This window comes from Sphingobium sp. (genome assembly GCF_041987595.1).
In the GTDB taxonomy this organism is placed as follows: domain Bacteria; phylum Pseudomonadota; class Alphaproteobacteria; order Sphingomonadales; family Sphingomonadaceae; genus Sphingobium.
Window position 1 is genome coordinate 44,265 of sequence record NZ_JBHIWJ010000016.1, and the last position, 16,189, is coordinate 60,453.

15 protein-coding genes and 1 pseudogene are annotated in these 16,189 nt (G+C 63.1%); 6 read left to right on the forward strand and 10 right to left on the reverse strand.

Translation table 11 applies throughout. The features are described from left to right. Nucleotides 1–5: 5 nt before the first annotated feature. Complete coding sequence (locus ACFC3J_RS06490; protein WP_375195389.1) at nt 6–1,253, reverse strand: acyl-CoA dehydrogenase family protein; 1,248 nt, start codon at nt 1,251–1,253, stop codon at nt 6–8. 134 nt (nt 1,254–1,387) lie between these two features. On the opposite strand from ACFC3J_RS06490, the gene ACFC3J_RS06495 reads away from it, so the two are divergent. From ACFC3J_RS06495 to ACFC3J_RS06505, 3 genes are all read left to right on the forward strand, one after another. Beyond that, complete coding sequence (locus tag ACFC3J_RS06495) at nt 1,388–1,807, forward strand: MarR family winged helix-turn-helix transcriptional regulator (protein ID WP_375195390.1); 420 nt, start codon at nt 1,388–1,390, stop codon at nt 1,805–1,807. A 130-nt stretch (nt 1,808–1,937) separates the two neighbouring features. After that, nucleotides 1,938–2,561: an NAD(P)H:quinone oxidoreductase gene (gene wrbA / locus ACFC3J_RS06500; protein WP_375195391.1), complete on the forward strand. Its 624-nt coding sequence runs from the start codon at nt 1,938–1,940 to the stop codon at nt 2,559–2,561. Between the two features lie 6 nt (nt 2,562–2,567). Next, nucleotides 2,568–3,260, forward strand: coding sequence for a nitroreductase family protein (locus tag ACFC3J_RS06505; RefSeq protein ID WP_375195392.1), 693 nt, complete (start codon nt 2,568–2,570; stop codon nt 3,258–3,260). A 151-nt stretch (nt 3,261–3,411) separates the two neighbouring features. On the opposite strand, the gene ACFC3J_RS06510 is transcribed toward ACFC3J_RS06505, so the two are convergent. From ACFC3J_RS06510 to ACFC3J_RS06520, 3 genes are read right to left on the reverse strand one after another with little or no spacing between them, the layout of a single operon-like run. Continuing rightward, nucleotides 3,412–4,986, reverse strand: a complete 1,575-nt coding sequence (locus tag ACFC3J_RS06510) for an ATP-binding protein (protein WP_375195393.1) — start codon at nt 4,984–4,986, stop codon at nt 3,412–3,414. Further along, a complete protein-coding gene (locus ACFC3J_RS06515) occupies nt 4,983–5,693 on the reverse strand; it encodes a response regulator transcription factor (protein WP_375195394.1) in 711 nt (236 codons plus the stop codon). The genes ACFC3J_RS06510 and ACFC3J_RS06515 overlap by 4 nt, the downstream gene beginning before the upstream one ends. A gap of 11 nt (nt 5,694–5,704) precedes the next feature. Beyond that, a complete protein-coding gene (locus ACFC3J_RS06520; protein WP_375195395.1) occupies nt 5,705–7,318 on the reverse strand; it encodes a DUF4153 domain-containing protein in 1,614 nt (537 codons plus the stop codon). A gap of 252 nt (nt 7,319–7,570) precedes the next feature. Here ACFC3J_RS06520 and ACFC3J_RS06525 point away from each other — a divergent pair, with 252 nt between their 5' ends. Both ACFC3J_RS06525 and ACFC3J_RS06530 read left to right on the forward strand, forming a co-directional pair. Continuing rightward, nucleotides 7,571–9,100, forward strand: a complete 1,530-nt coding sequence (locus ACFC3J_RS06525; RefSeq protein ID WP_375195396.1) for a von Willebrand factor type A domain-containing protein — start codon at nt 7,571–7,573, stop codon at nt 9,098–9,100. 109 nt (nt 9,101–9,209) lie between these two features. Beyond that, nucleotides 9,210–10,898: a protein kinase gene (locus tag ACFC3J_RS06530; RefSeq protein WP_375195397.1), complete on the forward strand. Its 1,689-nt coding sequence runs from the start codon at nt 9,210–9,212 to the stop codon at nt 10,896–10,898. 151 nt (nt 10,899–11,049) lie between these two features. On the opposite strand, the gene ACFC3J_RS06535 is transcribed toward ACFC3J_RS06530, so the two are convergent. From ACFC3J_RS06535 to ACFC3J_RS06545, 3 genes and pseudogenes are all read right to left on the reverse strand, one after another. Next, on the reverse strand, nt 11,050–12,060 hold the full coding sequence (locus ACFC3J_RS06535) for a fatty acid desaturase family protein (protein WP_375195398.1): 1,011 nt from the start codon (nt 12,058–12,060) through the stop codon (nt 11,050–11,052). Between the two features lie 228 nt (nt 12,061–12,288). Next, a complete protein-coding gene (locus ACFC3J_RS06540) occupies nt 12,289–13,158 on the reverse strand; it encodes an OmpA family protein (RefSeq protein WP_375195399.1) in 870 nt (289 codons plus the stop codon). Nucleotides 13,159–13,598: 440 nt separating this feature from the next. Further along, nucleotides 13,599–13,763, reverse strand: a pseudogene (locus ACFC3J_RS06545) (IS5/IS1182 family transposase); the annotation flags it as partial. Between the two features lie 113 nt (nt 13,764–13,876). On the opposite strand from ACFC3J_RS06545, the gene ACFC3J_RS06550 reads away from it, so the two are divergent. Further along, nucleotides 13,877–14,155: a hypothetical protein gene (locus tag ACFC3J_RS06550; protein ID WP_375195400.1), complete on the forward strand. Its 279-nt coding sequence runs from the start codon at nt 13,877–13,879 to the stop codon at nt 14,153–14,155. A gap of 4 nt (nt 14,156–14,159) precedes the next feature. Here the strand turns inward: ACFC3J_RS06550 and ACFC3J_RS06555 are convergent, their stop codons facing one another. Genes ACFC3J_RS06555 through ACFC3J_RS06565 form a run of 3 tightly spaced genes read right to left on the reverse strand, consistent with a single transcriptional unit; the run spans nt 14,160 to nt 15,841 of the window. After that, nucleotides 14,160–14,828, reverse strand: a complete 669-nt coding sequence (locus tag ACFC3J_RS06555) for a hypothetical protein (protein WP_375195401.1) — start codon at nt 14,826–14,828, stop codon at nt 14,160–14,162. Nucleotides 14,829–14,872: 44 nt separating this feature from the next. Then, entirely contained in the window at nt 14,873–15,451 is a 579-nt protein-coding gene (locus ACFC3J_RS06560) for a hypothetical protein (RefSeq protein WP_375195402.1), read from the reverse strand. 3 nt (nt 15,452–15,454) lie between these two features. Beyond that, a complete protein-coding gene (locus ACFC3J_RS06565) occupies nt 15,455–15,841 on the reverse strand; it encodes a DUF302 domain-containing protein (protein ID WP_375195403.1) in 387 nt (128 codons plus the stop codon). Nucleotides 15,842–16,189: the final 348 nt, after the last annotated feature.

The window sequence follows — 16,189 nt, forward strand, 5'->3', positions numbered from 1 at the left end:
CATCTTCAGGTCAGCGTCGAATTGGGCGCCAGCCCTACCAGTGCCCGACCGTGCAATTCGGTGGCGACATCAAGATCATAGACGACATGGCTCGCCATCACCTGTATGTCCCGCAATGCGCGTTGCAGTGGATTATCGAGGTTGTGGACGCTCGATCCCGAGCTTTCGCACAATGTCTGGATCGCCTCCCGGCACTGCCCCACGGCAAAGGCGATCTGCCCGCGCAACTGAATGCGCTCTTGCGTCTGTTCAGGCTCATCAATGACGCCCAGCCCGACATTGCGCCGGGCCGCGTCGCGGATCGCCAACTCCGCCGATCGCACCAGCATGTCGGCTCGCGCAAGGCGCATTTGCGCCGCCGGCTTTTCCGCCTGCGTTCCCTCGCTGCCCATCTTTACATGCCCCGCCAGCCGCTCCCTGGTCAGCCCCAACGCCGAACGGGCAGCGCCCAGCGCGGGGATCGCCGCTGTCACGGCCAGACTTGGCAACATCGGCGAGGCATATAGGGGGTTGTCGTGCAGCCGAGCCGCATGGCCGCGTCCCGACCGGGCAGGGCCGACAGGAAAGGCGCGATGGGAAGCCACGAACAGATCCGACAGCAATATGTCGTTGCTGCCCGTGCCGATCATGCCATCAACATGCCAGTTGTCTATCACCGTCGCGTCGCCCGCAGGCAGGATGAACATATGCATGACGGGGCCGGCATCACCGGGCACGAAGGCATTCACCATCACCCAATCGGCATGCATGACGCCAGTGCCCCATTTCCAATGTCCTGTCAGCCGATAGCCGCCTTCGACCGGATCGGCCTTGCCCGGAGGCGCAGCGACGCTCGGCGCGACGATATAGGGATGGCGGCCCCAGATCTCCGCCTGCGTTTCTTCAGGAAATTGCGCGAGCAGCCAGTTGTGCTGGGCGCAAAAGCTTGCCACCCACCCGGTCGAGGCGCAGCCTTCGGCGAGCGGAAGGGTCGCATCGATATATTCGTCGGGTGTAAGTTCGAGGCCGCCGAACCGCCTGGGCACCATCAGATAGAAATAGCCAGACTTGCGGATGGCGGCCCACACGGCGTCAACCGGACGTCGCAGCCTTTCCGCTTCCCGCGCATGATTGGCAAGCAGAGGTTTGAGCGCGCGCGTCCGCTCGATCAACCTTTCGGGCGTAAGCTGAGCCAGTTCTTCGGCGGACAGGAAATCATCCCCCGGCGGAATCTGGCATTCCGCCAATCGGGGCGCGGCGGTCGAATCATTCACGGCTGTCTCTCCTGGATTTCCTGGTCGAGGCAGATCATCGCGTGCCAGCGATTATTGTCAAGGATATTTACATTTAATGATGGGCGACGGATTGCAGGGTTGCAAAAATGCGCGCAATTCCGCAGACAGAAAAAATGTCAACTAACCTGCTGATGCTGGATTTGGTAAAGGCCATTTACTGGTTCGACGAGTCCCTGCAACAAGGACTCCGGTCCAGGGGCTGGAACGACGTCACCCGCGCCCAGTCGCTGGTCCTCGCCAATCTCGCCAATGGCGAGAGCCGCTCTGCCCGCATCGCCGAAAATCTGGGAGTCTCGCGTCAGGCAATGAGCCAGATGCTGGCTGAGATGGCGGCCAAGGATCTGGTTTGCGTCGCCGATGATCCCAGCGACCGGCGGGCGCGGATCGTAACCTTCTCGCCCTCTTCCGCTGCCCTGCGCGAGGATGCGGGCGCCATCCTCCACGCGCTGGAAGAACGTCTGGAGCGGCATATTGGAAAGGCGAAGATGAAGGCCGTGCGCGCCGCTATGGCCATAGACTGGCGAAGCGTCTGAAAACGGGCATTCACCCTTTTTTTGATCCGGACAATTAGTCAAATAATTTTACATATATTCTCCTCAGCCCTACAGCTCTCTCCAAACAGATCAGCGATGATCTGAGGCTGCTTTTTTGGAGAAATGTGCAATGCCCAACGTCCTGATCGTTTTCCATTCCCGTGACGGCATGACCGAAGCGCTGGCGCAGGCGGTGGCGGAAGGCGCGGCGGCGGCTGGTGGGGAAGTCCGCATCCGGCGGGTCCGCGAAGTGGTGTCGCCGGAGGTGATGGCGATGGTCCCCGGCTGGGCCGACAATGCTGCGCGCATGAACCATCTCTATGCCGCGCCGACGGCGGACGATGCGCTGTGGGCCGATGCGATCTTGTTTGGCACGCCGTCCCGTTTCGGTCTGGTCTGTTCCGAGTTAAAGGCCTATCTCGACAGCCTCGGCGCCCTGTGGGCGAGGGGCAAGCTGGTGAACAAGGTCGGATCGGCCTTCGCCAGCTCAGGCAGCACGCATGGCGGCAATGAGGTCGCGAGCCTGACCCTGTTCGTGCCCATGGCGCATTTCGGCATGGTCATCGTGCCGCCGGGTTTTGCCGACCCCGCGATGTTCGAGGCCGGAACGCCCTATGGTGCCTCGGCCGTATCGCATAACCGTCCGGGCGCCTTGCCATCCGAAACGGAATGCGCCGCCGCCCGCTTTCAGGGGCGGCATGTCACTGCTATAGCAAATGCATTGAAATGCTCTGGCCTTCTGCCCATCGAGTGAGAAGCCATGCGCACCCCTCCTCTCCCCCCTTCATCGGCGGAAATCTATGAGGCCATCGTAAACCGGCGACGGTCGGTTCGCGCCTTCCTGCCGCAACCGATCGCGCCCGCGCTGATCCAGCGCCTGTTCACCATAGCCGGCAAGGCGCCATCCAACTGCAACGTGCAGCCCTGGATCACGCATGTGGTGTCGGGCTCCGCTCTGGCCCGCGTTCGCGCTACATTGCTTGCAGAAGCAAAGGCTGGCCGCCTCGACCCCGATGTTCCGCTCACTTCCCATTATGTCGACCAATACAGGGCGCGGCGGATCGGATCGGCCGTCGCCCTGTTCAGCGCGACAGGTGTCGCGCGCGACGACAGCGAAGCCCGCATCCGCTCCTTCCTGCGCAACTATGCGATGTTCGATGCGCCGCATGCGGCCTTCTTCTTCATGCCCCGCTATTTTGGCATGCGCGAGGCGGCCGATGTGGGACTCTATGTGCAGACCCTGATGCTCGCGCTGACGGCGCATGGTCTAGGCTCCTGCTCTCAGGGCGCGATCAGCCATTATTCAAGCGCATTGAAACGCGAACTCGGCGTTTCCGACGAGCTGATCTGCCTGTTCGGTCTCAGTTTCGGCTATCCCGATGAAGACCATGCTTCAGCCAAGGCCATTACCGACCGAGCGCCCCTGTCGGAATTGGTCGTGATGCATGAATGATCCCCCGCGCCGTTACGAAGTCACGGAGATCAAGCCGTTCGTGCGATTCACGAGACAGATGATGCAATACTGCATTTCGCATGTCTTCGCCGATCTTGTCGACGCGAAAAGGATTCCCGACGTCACCGCATCGTCTTTCTGGCGCACTCATTTAGCGCGCCAGTGTGACGGCCAAGCGGAAATGAGCGCCACGCTCCGATGACAGCAGGTGAAGCTCACCATGATAGGCTTCGAGCAACGAGCGGGCTATGGCAAGGCCGAGGCCGGTCCCTCCCTCTTCCCTTTTGCTGGTGAAGAACAGGTCGAAAACGCGGGGCCGGTCCCGTTGCGGGATGCCGGGGCCGTCATCGGCAAAGTCGATCCATGCGACACCGTCCTGCAATGCCGCGCTGATGTCCAGCCGGGAAGCGCCAGCCTGGCGCGCATTCTCCGCCAGCGTCGTGAGCACGGCTTCCAGCGCGCCGGCGTCCATCGTCAGCGGGGGAAAAAATTCGGGCAAATGAAGATGGATGGCGAATCCATCGCCCGCCAGCGCATCGGCCACCGCAACGAGTACTGGCGCAGCGGCAGCGCGAGCATCGCTCGCACCGACAAGCACATCGGCACGCGCCAGTTCCATCAACCGCCGTACCAGTCGCGAAAGCCGCTCGGCATCGGCCGCCATGTTGGTCAGGAACCGCTCCCGATCGGCAGGCGTCATGTCCGCTCCATGATCCTGCAGCAGCTCGATCGCGCCGGAAATGCCCGCCAATGGCGTTTTGAATTCATGGCTGACCGCAGAGGCGAAGTCGCGCAAATAGCGGGAGCGCTTCTCGATGCTCTCCGCCATCTGTTCGAAATCCCGGTAGAGCGCCTGGATCTCCACCACCTGTAGCGAGGGGTGGCGCGGCGCGACCCGGCGGCCCGACGCCAGTTCGCGGGTGGCGCGGCTCAGGCCTTCAATCGGGCGGACAATGGCGCGGGACAGGATGGCGGACAACAGCACCAGCAACACGAAGATGGTCAGCACGCCGAGCGCGATCTTGCCGCGATCCTCATACAGCCCCAGAAACAGCGCACGCGGCGAACGCGACACCAGCAGAACGCCGAGCAGCTTGCCGTCGACATTGATCGGCCGTGCATGGTGGAGGCGGATGCCCGCCGCCCGACTCAGCCATTCGAGCGGATAATGGGCGACCATACCCTCATTTTCGCGCAGCACCGTCACGGCCCGCCCGTCAAGCGCCGCCCGGATCTCCGGCAGCGCGGCGAGGCTCCGTCCGCCCTCCCGGCCGTTCAGCACGATGCCGCGCCGGTCGAGCATCAGAATGGAAGACAGGGTCGTGACCTTGGTTTCAGCAAAGGCGGGCACCATCTGCCGGGCGAGCGCCACCGCCGCACCGTCGGGCCGGGCGCGGGTCGCAGCGGCAGGCGGACGCGGCGGCAGGATCGGAGAAGAGCGCAGGTCCACCTCCGTCATCCGGTCGTGATAGCGCACCGGCGCTGCGGGCCGGGCGGGATCGGCCGCCAGACCCCGCCCCACCACCGCCGCGCCCGCCGCGAGCGCCGCGCCCTGCGCCACAAGCTCCGCCTCGGTCCGCCGCACCAGCGCATTTTCATAGACGCGCAGGAAGATCGCGCCCAGCCCCGGCAGCGCCGCCACGAACAGCAGCGTGCCCAACAGGATCGTGCGCAGCCGCAGCACCGGCCAATGCCGGGCTATGCGCGCCTTCAACCCCGACATCATGCAGGCGGCGCCGTACCGCTGCATCCGCCCAGCCGATAACCGATCCCGGCGCGCGTCTCGATGATGTCGACGCCGCCGACTTCAGCGAATTTACGGCGCAGGTTGCGGATATGGCTATCCACCGTACGGTCGGTCAGCGCAAAGCCCGGCCCGCGAAAACGATCGATGATCTGGTCTCGCGAGAAGATGCGGGAGGGCATGGCCAGCAGCGTGCGCAGGATCGTGAATTCCGTCACCGTCAGGCTGACCTCCTCCGCCCCCCAGTGCGCCGACCAGCTTTCCGTGTCGAGGCTGAGCCGCCCATGGCGCATCGTGCCGACCGCCTCTATAACGGGCGGGCGGGCAGCGGTGCGGCGCAGGATCGCCATGGAACGCGCCACCACCTCCCGCGGGGAGAAGGGCTTCACGACATAATCGTCGCCTCCCAACTCGATCCCCAGCACCCGGTCGATCTCATCATCGCGCGAGGACAGGAAGAAGATCGGCACGTCGTTATCCGCCCGCAACCTGCGGCAAACCTCCAGCCCGTCCATGCGCGGCATGTTGATGTCGAGAATGATGAGGTCGGGCGCGTGCCGCTCGACCTTCGCCAAAGCCGCCTCGCCGTCGGCCGCCTCGATCGTTTCCAGCCCCGCCTTCCCGAAGGCGAAGACGAGCAGTTGGCGGATATGGGGATCATCGTCGACGATCAGGATCGTGCTGGGCATGGGACATAGGATCATTTCCCGATCTCCCCTGTCAACGCGCGAACGGCCCTTGGATCGACATTCCTTGCGGGCGGGGGCGACGCCACGGGCGCTGGAGGCTGGATCAGCGCGCCAGCGCAGTCCCTTGCCCCCGCTGTCATGGCGACTGGGGGGCGGTTCGACAGCATCGCCCGCGCCTGATCCCGCCGCCTTTGCCCCAGGAGGGTCCAGCGTTGGGGCAGTTCCGCCTCCAGCCGTCCATGAAGCCGCAGCCTCACCGCCTGCACCCGCTCGCGAAATTCAGGGCGAAGATCCGTCCGCTGCTCCAGTGACAGCAGCGGCAGGAGGGCGGAATCCCCCAATGCGTCGAGATAGCAGAGGTCAAGCGTCACCCCCTGCCCTCCAGCCTCCCGCGCATGGCGCACATTCCACCCGGCAGCCATCGCGCCCAGATCGACAAAGCACAGGACGCCCAGCACCAGCCCGGCCGCGGCCAGATTGGCGTTGATCAGCCAGGCCGCGCTCCGCTCCCGCAACAGGCGCCAGCATATCGCCGCCAGCCCGAAGCCCACCAGCGCCATCCAGACCAGCGCCGCGATCCGCAGGCGGGTGAGCGAATAGGCGTCGATATAGTCCACCGTGCGCAGCATGGACGAAGCGACGAGGAAGATATTCTGCCCGATCCACAGCACTACCAGCCTGCGGGCCGCGCCCGTCCGCGCGGTTTCCGACCCCGGCCGCAGCGTCACCAGCACGAACAGCGCCGCCAGCAGCGCCGTCGCAATCAGCGGATAGGCGCCCCGGTGGACGTAGTCCGCCATGGTCATGCCCTTGGGCATCGGCGCCCAGCCCCAGAGCCAGGCGGCATCCATGAGATTCTGCGCCGCGAAGATCAGGTTGAAGACGAGCAGCGACAGCGTCACCGAAGCGACGGACACACCCGGAAGACGCCAATCCCCCTGCCCGTCAAAGGTCGGCAGCAGGCGCCGCGCCAGCCTCGGCCGCAGGAGGCTCCAGATCATCATAAACAGCAGCCCCCAGAAGCAGAGCCGCCCGATCAGCTCCGGCGACAGGTCCGGCAGCAACAGGGAGGAAAAAAATCGCTCGATCAGAGGATTGGCCGCCGAAAACAGCGTCAGGATCACCACGCTACCGATCACCGGCAAGGCCAGCGTGGCCAGCGCCGCATGCAGGGTCCAACGCCTGGCCCGCCCGGCCGCGCGCACTTGCAGCAGGCGCCTGAGATCGATCAGCGGCCCGAACGGTGCCCGCAGGCCCAGCCAGAGCAGACGCTGAAACCAGCGCCACCCATCATCAAAGCGCGCCGTCGCCGGGATCAGCGCCGCCATGCCCGCCGCTACCCAGAACAACGCCCAGGCCAGCTGGTTCGCATCACGGATCATCGCCAGCGCGAACAGCCCCGCCGCCGCGATGGTCGCCCAGCTTCGCCGGTCGCGCCACAGCACCGGCCGCCCGGCCAGCAACGCGCCCAGCACAGCGAGCGCGAACAGCCCCAGATAGCCGCCATAAAGCTGATGCCGATAGAACAGCCAGTCACCGATTCCAACGATCAGCACAGCCGGCACCAGCTTCCAAAGGAAGCGGGCGCGCAGCGGCAAAGATCGCGGCAAGGCATAGGAACGCATCGAGTATCTCCCTGAATGTCAGGGCAGAATGCCGCGTCCCCAAGCAGACCAGCGGGTACCGTCGATCAATAGTTGGCGCAGATACGGTGCAGAAGATGTGCAGGCGGCACTGGAAAAGGCGGAATTCCGCCGAAAAGACCGAACCGTCCGAACGCCCCTCCCGGAGAGAGGACCGACACCGCTCAACTCATCGCTTGTCAGCCCCGACTTGCCGCTCCTATTTTCTCTCTATCAAAGCAGTGGAGAAATCGGATGCGCTCACGTCTGGCACTCAGCCTCGCCCTCCTGCCCAATCTCGTTATCGCCGGATGCGGTCAGGCGCCTGACGGCTCTTTCGCCTATGAGGCCGCTAACGGCGCGGCCGCGGCCGAAAATGGTGAACGCTATGACGGCCATCCGGTCAGTCCCATTCATCAGGTCGCAACCGAGCCGGTGTCGACCTTCGCCGTCGATGTGGACACGGGCGCCTATGCCAACGTCCGCCGCATGCTGCTGGGCGGCCAGACCATCCGCCCCGACGCCGTCCGCACCGAGGAGATGATCAATTATTTCCGCTACGACTATCCCCTGCCCGACGACCGCTCCGCGCCCTTTAGCGTGACGACGGACGTTGCGACCACACCCTGGAACTCCGGCACGCGGCTGCTGCGCATCGGTCTTCGCGGCTATGATGTCCCCCGCTCGCAGCGCCCGGCTGCCAATCTGGTGTTCATGGTCGATGTGTCGGGATCGATGCAGGACGCCGACAAGCTGCCATTGGTGAAGCAGGCCCTCTCCACCCTTGCCGACGGCCTGCGTCCCGACGACAGCGTGTCGATCGTCACCTATGCCGGCTATGTGGAAACGCTGGTGGAGGGCAGTCATGATGCGGCTCGGGTCAAGGCGGCGCTCCACGGCCTCGACGCCGGCGGATCGACCGCAGGCGCCCCGGCGCTTGAACGCGCCTATGACATCGCCCGCGCCCACTACATCCGGGACGGCATCAACCGCATCATCATGGCTACCGACGGCGACTTCAATGTCGGCGTGTCAGATCAGACGGGCCTGGAAGAAATGGTGAAGCAGAATCGCGAGGACGGCATCACCCTGACCACCCTCGGCTTTGGCCAGGGCAATTACAATGACTCGATGATGGAGGCGGTGGCCGACCTCGGCAACGGAAACCACGCCTATATCGACAGCGCCATGGAGGCACGCAAAGTGCTGGACGAGGAACTGTCTTCCACCCTCTTCACCATCGCGAAGGATGTGAAGGTGCAGGTGGAATTCAACCCCGCGCTGGTCAGCCAATATCGGTTGATCGGCTATGAAAATCGCGGCCTTGCCGAAGAGGATTTCGCCGACGACCGCGTCGATGCGGGCGAGATCGGCGCCGGTCATCAGGTGACGGCCCTCTATGAGATCGTCCCGACGGGCGAAACGGGCTGGACGGCCCCGCGCAAATATGCGGCCAATCGCCACCCGATCGCGCCGGCGGGTGACGGCAGCGAAATCGCCACCGTCCGCCTGCGCTACAAATTGCCGGAGGACGCCGGGAGCCGCCTGATCGAAAAGCCGGTACCCGTGGGACTCCTTACCGAAGCAACGACGCCCCAGCGCGACATGGCCTTTGCCGTGGCGGTCGCGGCTTTCGGACAAAAGCTGCGCGGCGACACGCGACTGGGCAGCTTCAGCTATGCCGACATCGCCCGGCTTGCCGGTGTCCAACAGGATTATTGGCGGCAGGAGTTCGTTCAGTTGGCCCGCCTTGCCGACAAGGACGGCGACCCCCGGTTGAGATAAATGGCTTTAAATGCCCTTCCCTCCAGTTGCGTCAAGCCGGCTAATCGCCGATTAACATGGTCCTGGTGGCGTTTTGGCGCTCCCCGGCGCAGGGAAGGGGGTCAACGGGATGAGGCCAGAAGGACGCCTGCGGGTGGTGGCAGGGCATGCATCCGAGCAGGGCGCAAGGCCGGACAATCAGGACTTTGTCGGCATTTATGCCGCGACAGAAAGCGAGCGCGCCCGTCATGGCCTGATCGCCGCGCTGGCAGACGGCGTCGGCGGGGCCGCCGGCGGACGGATCGCTGCGGAGCTTGCGGTGCGCGCGCTGATCGAAGGACTTTACGACCAGCCCGACACCATCGGCACGCGCGCGGCGGTACAGCGGGTGATGGGGCCGTTCAACCGCTGGCTCGCCGCCATGGGCCGGACGGAGACGATGGCGCATGCCGCGACGACCTTCACCGCGTTCGTTCTCAAGGGACGGCGCGCCCATGTCTGCCACGTAGGCGACAGCCGCGCATGGCATTATCGTGCCGGCCGCCTGACGCTTTTGACCGAAGACCATACCCCTTCTCACCCCGACCAGAGACATATCCTCTATCGCGCGCTCGGCATCGAGGACCATCTCCGTCTCGATCATCATGAGATCGTGCTGGCCGAGCATGACCGGCTGCTGCTCACCAGCGACGGGGTGCACGGCAGCCTTTCGGCAAAGCGGCTGGAAAAGCTGCTGGGCGCGCGCAATTCCGCTGAGGCCGACGCGATCGCCATCGTGGAGGCCGCCCTGTCCGCAGGAAGCTCCGACAATGCGAGCGCCGTGGTGCTGGACGTCGTGACGCTTCCCGCCTTGGATCAAGGCAGCGTCACCAGCGAGATTGCTCGGCTGCCCATTCTGGCCCCGCCCCGCGAGGGAGACAGCGTTGACGGTTTCCGGCTCGACAGCCTGCTGTCGGACGGCCGCTATGCCCGTCTTTTTCACGCGACGGACATGTTGTCGGGGGGAAAGGTGGTGGTCAAATTTCCCAAACCCGACCAGCTTTCCGAAGGCGGCGCCCGTCTGGCTTTCGCGCGCGAAATGCTAGTGGGCAGCCGCGTCTCCAGCCCGTTCGTGGGCACGGTGCTTCCCGTGCCGTCCGACAGGCAGACACGACTCTATGGCGTCCAGCCATTCTATGACGGCGAAACGCTGGAAAAGCGCCTCGCCCGTCCGATCTCGGTCGAAGACGGGTTATCCATCGCGATCCGGCTTACACGGGCCGTCGCCGCGCTGCACCGGCTCGACATCATCCATCGCGACATCAAAACGGACAACGTCCTGCTCTTGCATGACGGCGGGCTGAAGCTCATCGATCTTGGCGTTGCACGTCTGCCGCGTATCGAGGAATTTGCGAACAGGGAGGTTCCCGGCACGTTCAGCTATCTCGCACCGGAAATGTTCAGCAGGAATGCGGGCGACGAAGGAACCGACCAATATGCGCTGGGAGTCACGCTCTGGCGCCTGTTCGCGAGACGTTATCCCTATGGTGAGGTCGAAGCGTTCAGCCGTCCGCGCTTTCGCAAGGCCGCTCCACCCAGCACATACCGGTCTGAATTGCCCTCATGGCTGGACAATGTCCTGATGCGCAGCGTGGCCATCGATCCGGGCGACAGGTTCGGCGACGTCATCGAACTGTTGCGTGCCCTGGAGGGCGGCGCAGCAGTCGTCCGGGTCAACCAGCGCCCGCTTCCCCTCCTTGAACGCGACCCCCTCCGTTTCTGGCAGATCGTCTCGCTTCTGCTGGCCATTGCATTGATAGCCGCCCTGGTGACGCGTTGATCCGGTTATCCGCATTCAACCAGCGTCCATCCCACATAAATCGACCAATCGCTCAGCCATTCGCCACGCACGCTGACGCGCACCGTGGACACGGCCGCCTGAACGGACGCCACCCTCGCCCGCTGACAGGTCACGCAGCCATCGGCGTTGATTATACCTCGCCCTTCGCGACCAGCACGGTCTCGCCTTTTGATGCGGGCGACGGCATCAACTCCCTGATCACGCCCCAATAGCCCTTCGTGATGTGGGCGTCCGCCACATAGTTGGGATCGGTCATCAAATGTGCGTGCAGCCGGCGCAGATTGGTCCAAGGCACCGACGGAAACAGATGATGTTCCAGATGATAGCTCACATTGAAGGGCGCGATCAGGAACCGATCCAGAAATGTGGGGATCACGGTGCGCGTGCCATTGAGTTCCTGCTCGTCCGCGACGCCGTTATGCTCCGCTATCGCCCGGATCCGATTGAAGACATTTGCCCAGATGAATTGCGGGATCAAAAGCAGGCCCAGTATCTGCCAGCGCCAGGGCGACCAAAGGATGAGACCGTAGAACGACACGGCCCAGACCACATAACGGATGCGCAGCCCCAAGCGATAATCAAAACCAAAGCGTCCGGGATTGTGAAAATTGGCAAAGGGCGCCCAGATTCGGCTGTCCCGCGCCATCCGATAGAAATTGAGGCCGGTCACGCTGCGGACCAGCAGCCATGCCATGGAGGCCGCGCTTTTCGGGAAATGCTGGTCCGGGTCCCTACGCTGGACGCGGTAGTCGCGATCGCGCAGAGTGTTGGTGTAGCGGTGATGATATAAGTGATTGGCGCGATACAGATGGATGCTGAAGCCAAGCGGATAGGCAACGAAAATGTCGCCTATCAGATCGTTGACGCGGCGATTGCTGAACAGCATCCCGTGGCAGGCATCATGCATCATCACGGCCAGACATTGGATGCGTGACCCGATGACGAAGCCCGCCGCCAGATAAACCGGCACCCGATCGACATGGATCGCGATCGCGCCGGCCGCAATCGCGATCACCCACTGCAGAAGGAGGAGCAATGCGTTGCGGCGGTTGTCGATTTTGGAAAGTTCCCGGATAAGGGCCAGGGTGCCGCGCCGGGAATATCTATAACCGGGCGGACGCTCCTTGGCGATTTCTTCCATGGGCGTATGTCTCCAAATGCGGCGCCAGCTTGTGCAGGACGTTTATGAATGACGCAATCCAGCGTCAAGCCGCCCTCTACCGCATGTTGAAGCCTGTCGCGCCGGCTGATCGGCCGCCGCATCGTATGGAAAAAGGGGAGGTCAGGCCCGGATCCGAATGGCGCTCGCCACCGGGCTGGCGGCCGGCGGCCGCAAGGTTGGGGATGGGCCAAGCCCATCCCGCGCCTCTCACAGGCCGTCGACGGCCTTGCTGACAAGGATGTTCACCGCAACGCGGCGGTTCTGCGCCTTGCCTTCAACAGTGTCATTGCTGGCCAGCGGGTCCGCTTCGGCCATTCCCGTGGGGGTCAGCATGCGATAGGGCTTCCAGCCGCAGGCCTGCTGAAGATAATTGACGACGCGACCGGCCCGCTTTTCGCTGAGCAGCTGATTATATTCTTCGTCCCCGGTAGAATCCGTGTAACCCACGACAAGAAGCAGGGCGTTGCTCATTCCCTCGGCAGCGGTTGCCGCAGCACAAAGATCGCTTTTCGCCTGAGCGGACAGCACGGCCTTGCCCGTGTCGAAATTCACGTTCGTCGTGCTTTTGACATTATACTGGTCGATCTCACCCATGCGGCCACGCAGTGCCTCCGTCGCTGCGGTCTGCTCGGCAAACCCCTGCTCGGTACCGCTGCGGATCATCGACGCGGTCTTGAGATCCTTGTTCTGAAGATTGATCTGGCTGGCCACCAGCCCGTCACCGGACTGCAATGTCTTGACCGTAACCGGAAGGCCATTCAGCAGCGATGTCGCGGCGAGCCTGCTGCGGTTGAGACCGAAGAAACCCTTGCTGGCGCTGATCTTGGTGGCGTCGTTTATCACGATGACGGATTTGGTGCCATCGGCCGCCGTAACCTGCATCTTGTCGCCGCTGCGGGCGGAAATAATGCCCTTGATCTCGGGTCCGACTGTCGTTTCAGCCGGCGGCAAATATGCGGTTGCCGAAACGTCGGCCGCAGGCGGCTCTTGCGTCTGCGCGGACAGACTGCCCGTCGACACCCCGCAAAGCAGGGCAAGCGACAGGAGAAATTTGGGACCTCGGGAAATCACACTCATCAGGCTACTCCTTCATAATTCTGTTGGTCGGGCCTGCATGAGCGCAGCTTCTCGTCCGACCGCTGCGCGTGACGGCGTATTCAGCTGTCAGAACCCTCTCCATTTGCCTTCGCAAGATGCGCCCTGGCGCTACGGATCAGCGCCATCGATGTTCTGCTGTTCAACTCAACCTTTCTGATACATGAACAACGCCAACCGCTCCAGTGACCCGTTGGATAATTGGAGTGAATATTGCGATGAGTTGAGACAAGTCCATGGAACAAGCCAGCCCCTTTTCTACAGCTGCATAATAGATTTTACAGATATTGTCGATTTTACAGTCATTTGGGTGGAATAGCCGGCACATGTTACGCCCGATACAATCGATACCCCTGCATTTATCCTTACAAAACATCAATGTGGGACGTAGTTCATACGGTCTTGGGTTTATGTCTGGAGAATCAGGGATGGAAGTTCCGGCGTAGGAGATTTCCGCGTATGGCGACGAAGATCACCACCTGGGAGACTTCGATGCGCCTTTCGTAGTCGCGGACCAGACGGCGCCTCCGGGTCCTCGATCAGAACGGGCGCTCGACGACCCAGCGGCGCGGGAGCATTTTGAAGCCTAGCTGATGGATATGGTCTCTTGCCTGGACTTTTATCCTCTGCTTCCCCGCCGGATGGCAATCCGGCAGGTTGCGTCGAAGCGGCAGGATCGGCAGCGCATGCGGCCACTGAGATGGCAGGACACATCGGCAGTCCCGAAACAGCAGCGCGTTGCCGTAGCGGGGCCATCGCCAAGCGGCCCGGCGTCCTGCTCTGCGACGAGCCGACCGGCGCCCTGGAGAGCAGCACCGGCATGCGCGTGCTCCAGACTCTCGGTGACAGGATCGGCGATCCGGTTTCGGCGCCGGTCGTGCTGATCGCGGCGCCGGCGACTGCCGCGTGGGTTGCCCGGCGCGTCGTGAAGCGGGACATGGTACGCGTGCTCAAGGCGCGCGAAACCCCAAGCCGCTGAACGGCTAATCGGCCCCTCCCGCGTCTTCATCGGCCTCGCCATGTGCGCTGCGATGGCAGCGAACGCAATTGCCGATGTCGCGGATGCCTTCTTCCTCATGCTCGGCACGAATGCGCGCCGGTTGATGTACATGGCAGCCGTAACAGGTGTAGCGCCGATAGTTCCGGCCCTTGTGGCAGGTAATGCAAGCCACCCGATGATCCCCGTCGAGCAGGAAGTAGCGACTGTGATCGAAGGTCGACGGCTTCCAGCCGGCGGGTTGGTGACACTGCGCGCAAGGCAGGTTGAAGCCTCGGTGCTGCACGTCCTGAGGAGCCCGGTGGCATGCCTGGCATTGGCCGCGCACCGCGGGCGTCAGCAGCGCATGATCGAAGGACCGGGGATATTCCTGGGTCAGCCGCGGAGCGGGATGGTCGCTATGACAGGCAAGGCAGTTCTTCTCCGCCAAGGCCTGGTGAAACGGAAGGATGGGCCGCTCATGCCTGATCGGCAGGCCCTTCGTCGTGCGCTGACCGATGTCGGCCACCTTGTGACAGACGATGCATTGATCGGCCGATACGCCTCTGAACGGAATGTGGCAGGCGAAGCAGTCTCCTTCAAGTGCGGCATGTGCGGGCCGGAGGTCGCCGGGGCTGACCATTTCGTGCGGCCGGAAAAAGGCCGCGCCGATCACCGCGATGAGAAACAGAGCGGTTGCCATCCAGAGCCGGCGGCGCCTCATCGCCAGTTCCAGAACAGGAAGACCGCCACGATGTGCGCCACGGCCAGCACCGCGAAGGCAAATGCAATGGGCAGGTGGACCTTGCGCCATTGCTTGACCAGATCGAAGACCAGACTGTCCCAATGGAGGCTGAGTTCCATCTCCTCGCTTTGCGCCCCCGCCTCACGCATTTGCGCTCGAGCCTCCCGAAGCCAGCGTTGCGCGCGTTGCAGCAGATATTTGCCGGTCAGGCCGCTCGCGACGTTGATCAGCATGGCAATCAACGCCAGCCAGGCCAGCAGCGCGTTGAAATGGATGCCGGCGTGCACGAGGACAAGCAGCGATCCTGCCCATCCCATTCGTTCGTGCAGCCTCAAATAGCTGATGGGGTTGCCGCTGCGGATGATCTTGCGCTTGCGCAGCGAATGGCCGAACGAACCCAGGATAAGCAATACACCCGGAATCCCTAGCCAGCGGCCAATCCAGACGGCATCGATCAAGTGCAGCACGGCATCGAACAGAAGCGCTGCGCCAAGGAGAATGACGAGCGAGCCATAGAAGGGCACTATCTCCCGAACGAGGAGACTGCCCTTCATGGATTAGAGGCTTGCGATGACGCGCGAGAGCTTCTCGCGCACCGCCTTGGCCGCGTCTTTCAGTCGCGGATTATCGATCGCCTGCATCGAGGAGACGGGATCGACGGCAGCGACTTCGATCTTCCCCGTGGAAGATTGCTGGACGACGACGTTACAGGGAAGCATCGTGCCGACCTTGTCCTCGATCTGCAGCGCCTCATAGGCGAGCTTGGGATTGCACGCGCCAAGGATGACGTAGGGGCGAAAATCCTTGCCCAGCTTCGCCCTCATCGTCTCTCGCACATCGATCCGGGTCAGCACCCCGAAGCCTTCTTCCTTGAGCGCGGCTTCGACCCGATCGATGATTGCCTCGAAACTCGCATCGAGCGACGTAGCCATATAGTAGGTCATCGACCGGCCCTTCCGCTTCCACTTGAGCCTGCGTCAGCGCGAGATCATCAGTCGAGCGAGCCGACTGATGATCTCGCCGACGCCTCGCCCATCAATTCCGCTTTATTCTAATCCTGTGTCGGACTGTTTTATTTGATACGGGTCAAGCCGCGCGCTGCGCCGCTGGAAAAGTCCGCCGTTAAGCGGATCTTCTTCGAACAGGCCAGGTCCCGAACGGCACGTCGACAACGCAGGGACCCAAGGGGAGCAGTTTTTTCGCTTGCGGGGCCGATCCCGGCGGGGCCGCCGGCGATCAGGACCCGCCTGCCGCCAAAGCGCGCTTACCGGCTGGCTGAAGCCATGTGGGCC